Source organism: Rathayibacter sp. Leaf296 (assembly GCF_001423045.1).
Lineage (GTDB): Bacteria > Actinomycetota > Actinomycetes > Actinomycetales > Microbacteriaceae > Rathayibacter > Rathayibacter caricis.
On sequence record NZ_LMNR01000001.1, the window covers coordinates 398,813 to 411,056 of the forward strand.

Below are 12,244 nucleotides of genomic sequence, written 5' to 3' on the forward strand. Positions count from 1 at the left end.
CCCCTCCGCGCGCTCCGGATCCTCGGGAACGCCAGGGTTCGACACGCGCGCGTACTCCTCGGGATCGTCCGTCCGCGGGGCTTCGGGGCCACCGGCGGGGCCGGTCGGGCACCGGCGAGGAGCGAGTCTAACCCGACCCCCGCGGATAACGAAAGGATCACGGCCCGTCGCGCGGTCCCCGGTGCCAGGATGGACGGGCAAGGGAAGGAGCCGTCCATGACCGAGTCCACCCCCACGGGTCCCGTGCTCGTCGGCGTCGCCGAGGGTCAGCGACCGGAGGTCCTGCGCACCGCCGCGCGCTTCGCGAAGGACTTCGGCGCTCCGCTCCTCGTCCTCTACGCCGCCCCCGATCCCTACCTCGTCGGCGAGTACGTCGATCCGATGACGGGCGCGATCCCGGTCGTCGGACGAGGCCGTCCGTCCGACCGGCCGACCGCTCCGCCGAGCCTCGTGGCCGAGGTCGAGTCGATCCTCGACGGCGCCGAGCACACGTTCCAGGTCGCGGAGGGCGAGCCCGCGCTCGCGCTCAGCGATGCGGCCGAGAAGACGGACGCGCGCATGATCGTCGTCGGCACCCGCGATTCCGGGGTGCTCGCGAGCATCGCCGAGTTCCTCAGCGGCAGTGTGGCCGTGCACCTGGCCCACCGCCAGCACCGGCCCGTCGTCGTGGTGCCGCGCGCCGAGCGCGACGCGTCGCACCGCGTGCCGTGGGATCTCGCGGAGTGACGCGCCCGCTGCATCTGCGCGCCGGTCCGATCCTCATCGTCGTGGCGGGCGGCTCCGTCGGAACCGCCGCCCGGTACGCGACCGCGCTCGCACTGCCTCCGGTCGGCGGCCTGCCCCTGCCGACGATCGCGGTGAACCTCGTCGGCGCGTTCCTCCTGGGCGTGCTCCTCGAGTCGCTCGCCTGGAGCGGCCCCGACGACGGCGGCCGTCGCGCGGCAAGGCTCCTGCTCGGCACGGGCGTGCTCGGCGGCTTCACCACCTACAGCGCCTTCTCGCTCGACACCGCGGAGCTGCTCCTCGCGGGACGCGTCGCCGAGGCGGCGCTCGCCGTCGCGATCACGCTGGTGCTCGGCACCTCGGCCGCCGTGCTGGGCATCCTGCTCGCCCACCGCGCGCGCGCAGAACCGACGCCCGCCGGTCGGACCGCGGAGTGACTCCGCTCGCCCTCCTCCTGGGCACGGCGCTGGCCGGCGGTGCCGGCTCGGCCGCGCGCCTCGTCGTCGACGGAGTCGCGCGCTCGCTCGTGCCCGTGCGCTGGCCGATCGGCACGGCGCTGATCAACGTGGCCGGGTCGCTGCTCCTGGGGCTCGTCGCCGGCCTCGCTCTCGCGGGCGTCGTCGCCGAGGAGTGGCGGATCCTGCTGGGCACGGGGCTCCTGGGCGGATTCACCACGTTCAGCACCGCGAGCGTCGAGGCCGCGCGGATGCTGCTCGAGGGGCGCCGGGCCGCCGCACTCGCCTACGGCCTGGGCACGTGGGCGGCGGCGCTCGCCGCGGCGCTCCTCGGTCTCGCCCTCAGCGGGGCCCTCTTCTAGGGGTGACGCCGCGAGACCGGGCGGCGTTCGGCCACCGTGTCGATGCGCGATCATGGATCCGTGACATCCGTGGGGGGCGTTCGAGATCTGAGGGTGGCCGTCGTCGACGACCAGCCCCTCTACCGGCAGATGCTGGCGTCGATGCTGCGCTCGGTGCCCGGCGTGCGGAGCGTCGTCGACGCCTCCTCCGTCGCCGAGGCGCGCGAGCGGCTGCAGCCGGAGTCGCTCGACGTCGCGATCCTCGACATCGAGCTGGGCGACGGCGACGGCATCGAGCTGGGCCGCGAGCTGCGCGCCCGCAATCCCGAGCTCGCCGTCGTCCTGCTCTCGGCGGTCGACGCGATGCACCGCTTCCTCCGGCTCGACCGCTCCGAGGCCCGCGGCTGGAGCTACCTCTCCAAGACGTCCTCGCTCTCGACCCCCGCACTGCTCACCGCGATCCGCGCGACGTCCGACGGGCGGACCGTCCTGGATCCGGCCCTCGTCGCCGCCCGCACGGCCCGCCGCAACTCGCCCGTCGCCGCCCTCAGCCGCCGCCAGTACGAGGTTCTGACCTGGCTCTCGGCGGGCCTGACCAACGCGGCGATCGCCGAGAAGCTGGGCATCGCCGTCCGCTCGGTCGACAACCACGTCAACGCGGTCTACGCGGGCCTGGGCCTGCGCGCCGACGGCGCCCGCAACCCCCGGGTCGAGGCGACCCTGCAGTTCCTCGAGCACACCGGATGACCCTCGTCGACGGCGCCGATCGGACCCGCGAGGACGTCCGCGAGGACAACCGCATCCTGGTCGGAGTCGTGTCACTCCTGGGCGGCGTGCTCTCGGTGCTGGCCGCGCTGCAGGCGGTCTTCGCGCTCGGCATGCTGTCGCAGACGGTCCGCGGAGTGGCGGGCGGGCCCGTCCTGGACGTCGTGGTCCGCGTGAGCGTCAACGTCTCGGCTATCGCCCTGGCGGTCCTGGTGCTCGCGGTGCTGCGCCCCGAGCGGTGGCCGCGCCGCACGTCGGTGCCGGCGGTCGTGGCGCTCGCGGTGGGGGTCGCCCTCGTACGCTGCACGCTGCAGGTGCTCGCGGCCGTGTATCCGCTCGACGCGATCGACGCTCTCGTCATCGAGCTGGCCGTCGGCACCGTCGTCATCGGCATGATCACCGCGTTCGGCTTCCTGCTCGTGCGCACCGCGCGGCGGGTGCGCGAGAAGGAGCGCGAGAACGCCCGCGTGCTGCTCCAGGCGGTCCAGGCCGTGCAGGCGCTGCAGGAGGAGGAGCTGCGCGTGCGCCGCGAGGTCGCGCAGAACCTGCACGGTCGGCTCCAGAACTCGCTCGTCGTACTGAGCGCCGAGCTGCGCGCGGCGGCGGACGCCCCGGCCGATCCCTCCCGCGTCGTCTCGATCGCCGACCGCCTCGACGAGCTCCGCGAGCAGGAGGTGAGAGCCGCGAGCGGCGCGCTCTACCCGGTCGACATCGACCACGGCCTGGTCGCGGCGGTGCGCGACCTCCTCGCGCGGCTCCCGCTCGAGATCGCGGTCGAGCTCGACATCGACGAGCGCTACGCCGAGGTGGAGGAGCGCGCCGTCCCCCTGGATCAGCGCGTCCTGCTCGTGCGCATGGTCGAGGAGGCGCTGACGAACGCGCTCAAGCACGGCGGGGCGGACGCGGTGCGGCTGACGGTCGCGGTCGACGACGCTCCCGCCGTGCTGGTGTCCCTCGAGGACGACGGCCGGGGTCCGGGCGAGGCTCCGGAGTGGAGTGGTCTCGAGCGTCTCGCCCGCCAGTTCGCGGTCTACGGAGGCGGGCTCGAGCTGCTGCCGTCCGCCTCGGGCGGTGCGCGGCTCGCGGCGCGCCTGCCGGTGCAGGGCTGAGGCCGTGACGGCGTCGCCGGGGCGCCGATCCCGATCCCGCAGGGGAGGGGCGCTCCCGCCCGCCGATCTGCCAGAGTGGGCGAATCCGCACCAGAGCGGACGCGGGGGGTCCGAGTGAGTGACGGAGTCGTGAGCGCGCGCGCCGACGAGACGATCCTGCTGCCGAACGGGGCGGAGGCTCGAGCGTCCGCGCGGATCCGCGCTCTCCGCCTCGGTGTCGGCGCGGCCGGGCTGCTCGTCACGGCCGTCCTCCTCGTGTCGAACGCGACCGTGCTGCCCGCTCTCGGACTGCCGTTCCTCGTCCTGCTCGCAGCGATGTGGATCATCGCGCCGTTCCGGCTCGAGCTGTCCTCCGGCATCGGCACCGTGACCTTCGGGGTCGGGGTGTCGGTCCTCGCGTTCCTCGCCGAGGACATGCCGAGGGCCCAGGCGCTGGTGCTCTGGGTGCTGGCGCTCGCGGTCGTCCTGGTCGTCGGTCGCCGGCCGTGGATGGTGATCGTCTACCTGACCGGGCTCGCGGGACTCTCGGGCGGCGCGTTCCTCCTGACGCTCTCGCTGTTCCCGCACACGGGCTGGTGGCCGGTGATCGCGGCCGTCCCCGCGGTGCTCGTCTACGGCCTGTTCTCGATCGGCATCGAGAACCTGCAGGCGTGGCTGACGCTCGACGAGGTGGCGGATGTGCCGCGCCCGGCTCTGCGCCCGGGCCGCGTCGTCCTGGCGCTCGCCCTGAACATCGGGCTGGTGGCGCTCGCCTACGGCGCCCGGCTCTCCTCCGGGATCGAGAGGATCGACGTCGGCGTCGGCCTCGACATCCGCTCGGCCAACACCCTGCTGCTGATCGCACTGGCGATCGCCGTCGTCAGCCAGCACCTGCGCCGCACCCGCGTCGAGCGCAAGCTCGAGGGCCTCGTGCGGGCATCGCTCGCGCTGCCGTGGGGCGACCAGGCCGCGATCTTCGAGACGCTCGAGAAGTCCGCGCGCCAGTCGATCCCGTCGGCCAGCGTCCGCGTCGCCGCGGAGCCGGGGCGGCCCTTCGAGCTGTCCGCGCCCGTGACCGCACCGGGGACCGGCGTCCGCCACGTCGTCCTCACCCGCCGCCCCGACTCCGACGGCTTCAGCCCGCTGGAGCGCAGGACGCTGCTCGCCCTCGCCCACATCGCCACCCAGGCCCTGTACGACCGCCGCAACACGCGTGCCCTGCGCGATGCGGCGACGACGGATTCGCTCACCGGCCTGACGAACCTCCGCGGCCTCTACGAGGAGTTCGACGCGATCACCGATCCGTCGCGCCGCGCGATGCTGTTCATGGACCTCGACGCCTTCAAGGCGATCAACGACACCCACGGCCACTCGACGGGCAACACGGTCCTCGAGGAGGTCGGCCGTCGGATCCGCGAGAGCGTGCGCGGCGACGACGTCGTCGCGCGCATCGGCGGCGACGAGTTCGCCGTGCTGCTCGACTCGGCCACGGCGGGAGCCGTCGCCGAGCGCATCAGCCGCGCCGTCGAGCGTCCCGTCCTCGTCGGCGGACTCACCCTCCACCCCCGCATCAGCATCGGCGCCCCGGTCGCCGTCGACGGCGGCAGCTTCGACCGGGTCATGCAGGAGGCCGACGAGCGGATGTACGAGTCGAAGAAGGAGCGCAAGGGGGCGCCCCAGGACCCGACGGGCGAGGACCTGCTCACCGAGATCCACGAGGCCGTGCTCGACGGGGCGGTCCGCGTCGCGTTCCAGCCGGTCATCGACGTGGCCGAGCGCCGCATCGTCGGCTTCGAGGCCCTCGCCCGATACACGCGCCGCGACGGCACTCCGCTGGGCCCGCCGACCCTCGTCGATGTCGCCCGCTCACTCGGGCTGCTCGACCGGTTGACGATGCAGATCATCGACCAGGCCGTCGCCTGCATGGTCGAGTTCCGCGAGATCGACGACACGGTCACGTTCCTCAGCGTCAATCTCGAGGCCGACCAGCTCCTGCACGACGACGTCCTCGACCTCGTCCGCGGCCACCGCACGGCCGAGAAGGGCATCCAGCTCTGCCTGGAGCTGACCGAGGGCTCGATCGGCCACGTCGACGCCGAGGTGATCGAGCGGGTGCGCCGGCTGACGGAGGAGGGCATCGCGATCGCCCTCGACGACTACGGCCAGGAGCACGCGGGTGCCGTGGCCCTGCTCACGGTGCCGCTGAGCATCGTCAAGATCGACCGCGTCTTCCTGGCCGACGAGGAGAACCCCAAGCACGCCACGATCCTCCGCTCGATCATCAACCTCGTCTCGGACCTCGACATGCACACGATCGTCGAGGGCGTCGAGACGCCGTCGGCCCACGAGCTGCTGACGTCGCTGCGCGCGGAGCGGGCGCAGGGCTACTTCTACGGCCGACCGCTCTTCCCGGAGCTGGTGAAGGAGCGCCTGCGCACGACGGGGACGGCGGCGCTGCCGGACCAGGCGGGCTGAGGCCGCCGGCGGGCCGCCGTCAGGCGGGTTCGTCCGCGCGGTGCGCCCGTCGCCAGGACGCGAGGACCACGCGGTCCTCGCCCGGCACGTCGAGGCGGAGCGCCAGCGCTCCGGGCGCGATCGCGAGCGCGCGCGAGTCGGCGGGCTGAGCCGCGGCGAGGAGCGCGAGGGCGGAGGACAGGTTCTCGGCGCGCCCGCAGGCCGCTTCGACGCTCCAGCCGGAGTCGTGGATGAGGTTCAGCACCGCGGTGGGCGCCGCCGTCGCGGCGACCGAGACGGGAGCGTCCCCGCGGAACCGGATGCCGTCGCCGGGAGCGAGCCGGTGCTCCTGCCCGTCGATCCGGAGCAGGATCCCCTCGGGTCCGAGGATGGTGAGGAGGCGGTCGCGACCGGTGAGCACGGAGAACGGGGCGGCCTCGTGGATCCGGGCGACGCCGACCTTCAGGCCCTCGTTCGCGTGCACCGACCGCGTCTCCCCGAGGCCGTTGGGCCACCTCCCGGAGGGGAGGTCGCCGAGCCGGACGAGCCGCGCGGTCACGACAGGTCGTCCAGGATCGTCGCGAGGCCGTCGAGGAGGACGCCCGCCTCGTCCAGGTCGCCGCGCAGATCGCGGTCGGAGTCGTCCGACGGGAGTGAGGCGACCAGTGCGACGGCCTGTCCGAGCAGCCCCGCGTGGCCTGACGCCCTTCCGCGCTGGCGCAGTGCGCGCACCGCTCCGACGAGTTCGCACGAGAGCAGGACCCGGTAGGCCGGGACCGCGCGCTCCAGCTGGGCGATCGCCTGCGCGGTGAACGGTGCGTCGTCCTCGGTGCCGCGCGACAGTGAGACCGTGCCGAGGGACGCGGGGTGCGCGGCGGCGCGGATCTCGGCGATCGCGGCAGCGGCCACGTACTCCACCATCATCAGGCCGGAGGCGCCCGCGGGGCCGGCCGCGAGGAACGGGCGCTGCCCGCTGTACTCCGGTTCGTTGAGGAGGCGGATCCGCGACAGCGTGGTCGACGTCGTGCCGGCGAGGGCGAGCGACGCGGACTCCCCGGCGAGCGCGAGGGCGGTCTGGAAGAAGCCGCCGTGGTGCACGACGGTCCCCGAGGCGGGGTCGAAGAGCGGATTCTCCTGCGCGGTCCCCAGGAGCGCCTCGGCCTGATCGGCCAGCGCTCGACGGCCGGCGAGGAGCGCGCCCTGGGTGTGCGGGACGACGCGGAAGCCGTACGGGTCCTGGACGCGCGCGGCGAGGATCCGATCGTCGCCCACTCCCGCGAGCAGCTGCCGCACCGACGCGGACACCTCGGCGACACCGGGCGCTGCCGCCGCGTCGGCGGCGCGGGGTGAGAAGGCGCCGGGCTCGGCGCCCAGAGCCACGGCGCTCATCGCGAGGACGACACGTGCGGCGCGCTCGAGGCGGGAGAGCTCCTCGACGGCGAGGCACGCGCGTCCGATCGTCAGCGCGTTGCTGCTGATGAAGGCGAGGGCGCTCTCCGCGCCCCAGGGCTCCAGTGGCGGCAGCGGGTGCGTTGTCGGCCGCTCGCCCAGCAGAGCCAGGGCCGTCCCGGCCAGCGCCGTGAGATCGCCGGTCCCGAGCGAGCCGAGCGAGCGCACCTCGGGGAGGGCATCGAGCTCCAGCATCCGGAGCAGCCCGCTCGCGACCCGGGGGTCGATGCCGGAGCCTGGGAGGCACAGCTGGTTCAGCCGCACGGCGAGCATCGCGCGGACGGCCCGGGCCGGCAGGGCGGGCCCAGCGTCCACGGCGTGACTGCGCAGGAGCCGGAGAGCGTGCCCGTGGTCAGCGGCGACCGCGGTGGTGCGGTTCGCGCCGACTCCGGTCGAGCGGCCGTAGACGGGGTGGCGGTCGGCGATCGCGGTGGCCGCGGTGGCCGCCGCGGCGATCCGATCCAGCTGGCCGTCTCCGAGCGCGGGGCGGCGACTCCTGTCCGCGAGGGCGACGACGCCGTCGATGCCCAGGGAACCGTCGAGCGTGATCATCGGGACCTCCTGCCTGTGTCCGACCATCCTGACCCACTCGATGGTGCATTCCATCCAGTGGCAATCACGTTTTACTGAACGGAAACATGAGGGCAGGTCAGCCGAAACGAGCGGTCCCTAGCGTGGACGTCATCGCCGGAACGACCCGCGGCACCCATCGAGACAGGAGGAGGCACCATGGCCGAGGAAGCCGCCACTCGCACCGTCGACCGGGCACTCGCCCTTCTGGCCGTCGTCTGCGACCGGGGGAGCGCGACGCTCGCCGAGAGCGCCCGCGCCACCGACCTCGCGGCCAGCACGGCGCTCCGGCTGCTGCGCACACTGGAGGGCAGCGGATTCATCCGCCGCGACGACGACGGCACCTTCCGCCCGGGCAGCCGCCTGATCCAGCTCGGCGCCCAGGCTCTCACGAGCGAATCGCTGGTCGCGTTGGCGCGTCCCGTGATGGAGGACCTGGTCGAGGAGACGGGGGAGTCCGTCTACCTCAGCATCGAGGGCCACGGAGCGACCGCGCTCTACATCAGCATCGTCGAGGGCACGCACTCGGTCCGGCACGCCAGCTGGGTCGGCCGCTCGATCCCGCTCGACGGCTCGGCCGCCGGTGCCGTGCTGACCGGGCGGACTCCCGACGAGGGTTTCGTCGTCGTGGTCAGCGGCATCGAGCCCGATGTCACCGCCATCGCCGCACCCGTCCTCGCCGGCACCCGGATCATTGGGGCCCTGAGCCTCGTCGTTCCCAGCTACCGCGAGCGCGCCGTCGACGAGATGCGGCACGGCATGGCGCTCGCGCGAGCCGCCCGCCTCGTCTCCGCCGGCCTCGGCGGCACCGCATGATCGCCGCACCCCCGACCCGCCCCGCACTGCAGCGCACCCCCCGAGGAGCTCGTTCATGATCACGTTCCAGGAAGTCTCGAAGGTCTACCCCGACGGCACCGTCGCGGTCGACCGTCTCACGCTCGAGGCGCCGCAGGGCAGGATCACCACGCTGGTGGGCCCGTCCGGCTGCGGCAAGACCACCTCGATGCGGATGATCAACCGCCTCATCGACCCCTCCTCCGGCGTCATCGCCATCGACGGGGTCGACACGCAGAGTCTGGACCGCGTGGACCTGCGCCGCCGGATCGGCTACGTCATCCAGAACGCGGGCCTCTTCCCGCACCGCACGGTCGTCGACAACGTCGCGGCCCTGCCCCGGCTGCTCGGCCAGGGCCGCAAGGAGACCCGGGCCCGTGCGATGGAGCTGCTGGAGCGCGTCGGCCTCGATGCGAAGTTCGCCGGCCGGTATCCGTGGCAGCTCTCGGGCGGCCAGCAGCAGCGGGTCGGAGTGGCGCGAGCCCTCGCGACGGACCCGCCGTTCCTCCTCATGGACGAGCCGTTCAGCGCGGTCGACCCGGTGGTGCGCGCCCAGCTGCAGGACGAGTTCCTGCGGCTCCAGGCCGATCTCTCCAAGACCATCGTGATGGTCACCCACGACATCGACGAGGCGCTGAAGCTGGGCGACCGGGTCGCCGTGCTCCGCGAGGGCGGGACGCTGGCACAGGTGGCCGCCCCGGCCGACCTGCTCGCCGCTCCGCACGACTCCTTCGTCGCCGATTTCGTGGGATCGGCGCGCGGCTACCAGGCGCTGGGCTTCGTGCCTGCAGCCGGGAGCGTCGCGGTCGGCCCGGTCGCGAGTGTCCGCCTCGGCGAGCCGCTGCCTCCGGGCGCGGACGAGTGGCTGGTGGCGGTGGACGGCGGCGGACGCCCGCTGGGCTGGATCGATGCGCGTCGCGTGCGCACCTCGGTCGTCTCGCACGAGGACCTCGACCTGTCGGGGACCGCGGCCCCCGCCGACGGCACCCTGCGCGCCTACCTCGACTCCGCTCTCTCGAGCCCGGCCCACCGCGCGATGCTCGTGGATCCGGCGGGTCTGCTCATCGGCACCGCCGACGCGGCCGACGTCGTCGAGGCGATCCGACTCGCGAAGCAGGACCGGGCAGCGGCATGAACGCCGACTGGATACTGCAGAACCTCCCGACGATCGCGACGCTCACCGGGAACCACCTCGTCCTCACGCTGGTGCCGACCGTCCTCGGGCTCCTCGTCGCCCTGCCGCTGGGCTGGTGGGCGAACCGCTCCCGCCGGGGCTACCCGGTGATCGTGGGCGTCGCGGGCCTGCTCTACACGATCCCGTCGCTCGCGCTCTTCGTGGTGCTCCCGCCGATCCTCGGAACCCGGATCCTCGATCCGCTGAACGTGGTCGTCGCCCTGACGGTCTACACGGTGGCCCTGCTGGTCCGCGTCGTCGCCGACGGCCTCGCCTCGGTGCCGGCCGACACCAGCCAGGCCGCCGAGGCGATGGGGTACCGCGGATGGCAGCGGCTGCTGCTCGTGGAGCTCCCGGTCGCGGTGCCCGTGATCCTCGCGGGGCTGCGCGTCGCGGTGGTCTCGAACGTCAGCATCCTGACCATGGCCGCGCTGCTGGGGATCCCGCAGCTGGGCACGCTCTTCACGCAGGGCTTCCAGCTCCGCCTCGTGGTGCCGCTGCTCACCGGCATCGTCCTCTGCGTCCTCCTCGCGGTCGTCCTCGACCTCCTCGTGCAGTGGCTCAGCCGAGCGCTGACCCCCTGGCGCCGCAGGACGGTGACGGCATGACGATCCTCGACTGGTTCCTCGCCCCCGAGAACTGGGCCGGCGCCGACGGCATCCCCGCGCAGGTCGGCTTCCACCTCCTCTACTCCGCCATCGCGCTCGCCGTCACCCTCCTCATCGCCGTGCCGCTGGGAGTCGTCATCGGCTACACCGGCCGCGGAGAGACGGTCGTGGCGGGCGTCGCGAACTCGCTCCGCGCCCTGCCCACGCTGGGGCTGCTCGTGCTGCTCTTCCTCGTCGTCTCGCCGGTGGTCGGCGGTCAGCTCGTCTACGTGCTGCCGACGATCGTGGTGCTGGTGCTGCTGGCGATCCCGCCCGTGCTGACCGGCACGTACGCCGGCATCCAGAACGCCGATCCGGACGCCGTGGGCGCCGCTCGCGGCCTCGGCTACACGAAGTGGCAGATCCTGGTGCACGTCCAGCTGCCGTGCGCACTGCCGCTGCTGCTGTCCGGCGTCCGCAGCTCGACCCTGCAGATCGTCTCGACGGCCACGGTCGCCTCGTACCTCGGACTGCAGGGCCTGGGCCGCTTCATCATCGACGGACGGGCGCAGGGCGACTACATCCAGATGGCGTCCGGGGCGATCCTCGTCGCCGTGCTGGCCCTCGTGCTGGAGCTCGCGTTCACCGCACTCACCGGGCTCGTCGTCTCGCCGGGCCTGCGCCGCACGGCGAAGGTGCGCCGCCCGCGGCCGACCGACACGGCCACCCGGGCACTGACCCTCACCTAGCCGTCCCCCTCTTCCCGCCGCGCGTCCCGTTCCTCCGCGCGGTTCCTCCGGCGACCCCGCCACCCCTTCCCGCACGCGCCCCACCCGACCGAAAGGCCCACCATGTCCCGTGCCACCACCGGAGTGCTCCTCGCCTCCGCCGCCGCGCTCACCCTCGTCCTCACCGCCTGCTCGGGCGGAGGCGACCCTCTCGCGGGCGGGTCCGCCGGCGGATCCGACGGCGAGCAGATCATCATCGGCTCGGCCGACTTCACCGAGAGCCAGCTCATCGCCACGATCTACTCGCAGGCTCTGCAGGCCGAGGGCGTCGAGGTGAAGGAGCAGTTCAACATCGGCAGCCGCGAGGTCTACATCGCCGCCCTCCAGGACGGCTCGATCGACCTCGTCCCCGAGTACTCCGGCGCGTTCCTGAAGTACCTCGACCCCGAGTCGAAGGCCTCCACCTCGGAGGAGGTCGACGCGGAGCTGGCCGGCGTGCTGCCCGAGGGTGTCGCGATGCTCGAGCCCTCCGACGCCCAGGACAAGGACATCCTCGCGGTGACCCGCGCGACCGCCGACCAGTACGGCCTCGAGTCGATCTCGGACCTCGTGCCCGTCGCCGGTGAGCTCTCGCTCGGCGGCCCGCCGGAGTGGAAGACGCGCGTCAACGGCGTGGTCGGTCTGAAGGACGTCTACGGCCTCGAGTTCAAGGAGTTCGTCTCGCTCGACGCGGGCGGACCGCTCACCATGACCGCACTCACCAGCGGCCAGGTCCAGGTCGGCGACATCTTCAGCACCGATCCGGGCCTCACCGCCAACGACCTCGTCGCCCTCGAGGACGACAAGTCCCTGTTCGCGGCCGAGAACGTCGTGCCCGTGATCGCCGAGGCGAAGCTCGACGACACCGTGAGCGCCGCTCTCGACGAGGTCTCGGCCGCCCTCACCACCGAGGACCTCATCGCCATGAACGCCGAGGCGGCCACCGGTGCCGATCTCACCGGCATCGCGAAGGCGTGGATCGCCGAGCACCTCTCGTGACGGCCCTCGACACTCCCACCACCGCTCCCCGCACCGAA

Annotated in this window: 13 protein-coding genes; 11 read left to right on the top strand and 2 right to left on the bottom strand. The window is 73.2% G+C overall.

The features are described 5' to 3' along the window. Positions 1-216 precede the first annotated feature (216 nt). The 6 genes from ASF46_RS01660 (at position 217) to ASF46_RS01685 (ending at position 5,847) form a co-directional block, all read left to right on the top strand. The gene (locus tag ASF46_RS01660) at positions 217-726 is read left to right on the top strand and encodes a universal stress protein (protein ID WP_056866156.1); all 510 of its coding nucleotides are present in this window, start codon (positions 217-219) and stop codon (positions 724-726) included. Next, the gene (locus ASF46_RS01665; protein WP_157602146.1) at positions 723-1,160 is read left to right on the top strand and encodes a fluoride efflux transporter FluC; all 438 of its coding nucleotides are present in this window, start codon (positions 723-725) and stop codon (positions 1,158-1,160) included. Before ASF46_RS01660 ends, ASF46_RS01665 begins: the two co-directional genes overlap by 4 nt. Then, positions 1,157-1,540 carry a CrcB family protein gene (locus tag ASF46_RS01670; RefSeq protein ID WP_055785775.1) on the top strand — a complete coding sequence of 128 codons (384 nt, stop codon included), beginning with the start codon at positions 1,157-1,159 and terminating at the stop codon, positions 1,538-1,540. Before ASF46_RS01665 ends, ASF46_RS01670 begins: the two co-directional genes overlap by 4 nt. A gap of 60 nt (positions 1,541-1,600) precedes the next feature. Beyond that, a complete protein-coding gene (locus tag ASF46_RS01675; RefSeq protein ID WP_235576827.1) occupies positions 1,601-2,266 on the top strand; it encodes a response regulator transcription factor in 666 nt (221 codons plus the stop codon). After that, positions 2,263-3,393, top strand: a complete 1,131-nt coding sequence (locus ASF46_RS01680; RefSeq protein ID WP_056866157.1) for a sensor histidine kinase — start codon at positions 2,263-2,265, stop codon at positions 3,391-3,393. The genes ASF46_RS01675 and ASF46_RS01680 overlap by 4 nt, the downstream gene beginning before the upstream one ends. Before the next feature lie 129 nt (positions 3,394-3,522). Next, entirely contained in the window at positions 3,523-5,847 is a 2,325-nt protein-coding gene (locus ASF46_RS01685; protein WP_056866158.1) for a putative bifunctional diguanylate cyclase/phosphodiesterase, read from the top strand. A gap of 19 nt (positions 5,848-5,866) precedes the next feature. On the opposite strand, the gene ASF46_RS01690 is transcribed toward ASF46_RS01685, so the two are convergent. Both ASF46_RS01690 and ASF46_RS01695 read right to left on the bottom strand, forming a co-directional pair. Beyond that, positions 5,867-6,385 carry a HutD family protein gene (locus ASF46_RS01690; RefSeq protein ID WP_056866159.1) on the bottom strand — a complete coding sequence of 173 codons (519 nt, stop codon included), beginning with the start codon at positions 6,383-6,385 and terminating at the stop codon, positions 5,867-5,869. Further along, complete coding sequence (locus tag ASF46_RS01695) at positions 6,382-7,827, bottom strand: aromatic amino acid lyase (RefSeq protein ID WP_082485132.1); 1,446 nt, start codon at positions 7,825-7,827, stop codon at positions 6,382-6,384. The genes ASF46_RS01690 and ASF46_RS01695 overlap by 4 nt, the downstream gene beginning before the upstream one ends. A gap of 177 nt (positions 7,828-8,004) precedes the next feature. On the opposite strand from ASF46_RS01695, the gene ASF46_RS01700 reads away from it, so the two are divergent. The 5 genes from ASF46_RS01700 (at position 8,005) to ASF46_RS01720 (ending at position 12,206) form a co-directional block, all read left to right on the top strand. Then, a complete protein-coding gene (locus tag ASF46_RS01700) occupies positions 8,005-8,661 on the top strand; it encodes an IclR family transcriptional regulator (RefSeq protein WP_056866161.1) in 657 nt (218 codons plus the stop codon). A 55-nt stretch (positions 8,662-8,716) separates the two neighbouring features. Then, positions 8,717-9,814 (top strand): ABC transporter ATP-binding protein, encoded by a 1,098-nt coding sequence (locus tag ASF46_RS01705; protein ID WP_056866162.1) that lies wholly within the window; start codon positions 8,717-8,719, stop codon positions 9,812-9,814. Then, positions 9,811-10,461: an ABC transporter permease gene (locus ASF46_RS01710; protein ID WP_056866163.1), complete on the top strand. Its 651-nt coding sequence runs from the start codon at positions 9,811-9,813 to the stop codon at positions 10,459-10,461. The genes ASF46_RS01705 and ASF46_RS01710 overlap by 4 nt, the downstream gene beginning before the upstream one ends. Next, positions 10,458-11,189 (top strand): ABC transporter permease, encoded by a 732-nt coding sequence (locus ASF46_RS01715; protein WP_200919648.1) that lies wholly within the window; start codon positions 10,458-10,460, stop codon positions 11,187-11,189. Before ASF46_RS01710 ends, ASF46_RS01715 begins: the two co-directional genes overlap by 4 nt. Positions 11,190-11,291: 102 nt before the next feature. Further along, complete coding sequence (locus ASF46_RS01720) at positions 11,292-12,206, top strand: ABC transporter substrate-binding protein (protein ID WP_056866164.1); 915 nt, start codon at positions 11,292-11,294, stop codon at positions 12,204-12,206. Positions 12,207-12,244 lie beyond the last annotated feature (38 nt).

Coding starts and splice junctions, on each gene's coding strand:
- ASF46_RS01700 (WP_056866161.1), top strand. CDS start 8,005: ATGGCCGAGGAAGCCGCCACTCGCACCGTCGACCGGGCACTCGCCCTT.
- ASF46_RS01705 (WP_056866162.1), top strand. CDS start 8,717: ATGATCACGTTCCAGGAAGTCTCGAAGGTCTACCCCGACGGCACCGTC.
- ASF46_RS01695 (WP_082485132.1), bottom strand. CDS start 7,827: ATGATCACGCTCGACGGTTCCCTGGGCATCGACGGCGTCGTCGCCCTC.
- ASF46_RS01720 (WP_056866164.1), top strand. CDS start 11,292: ATGTCCCGTGCCACCACCGGAGTGCTCCTCGCCTCCGCCGCCGCGCTC.
- ASF46_RS01660 (WP_056866156.1), top strand. CDS start 217: ATGACCGAGTCCACCCCCACGGGTCCCGTGCTCGTCGGCGTCGCCGAG.
- ASF46_RS01710 (WP_056866163.1), top strand. CDS start 9,811: ATGAACGCCGACTGGATACTGCAGAACCTCCCGACGATCGCGACGCTC.
- ASF46_RS01680 (WP_056866157.1), top strand. CDS start 2,263: ATGACCCTCGTCGACGGCGCCGATCGGACCCGCGAGGACGTCCGCGAG.
- ASF46_RS01715 (WP_200919648.1), top strand. CDS start 10,458: ATGACGATCCTCGACTGGTTCCTCGCCCCCGAGAACTGGGCCGGCGCC.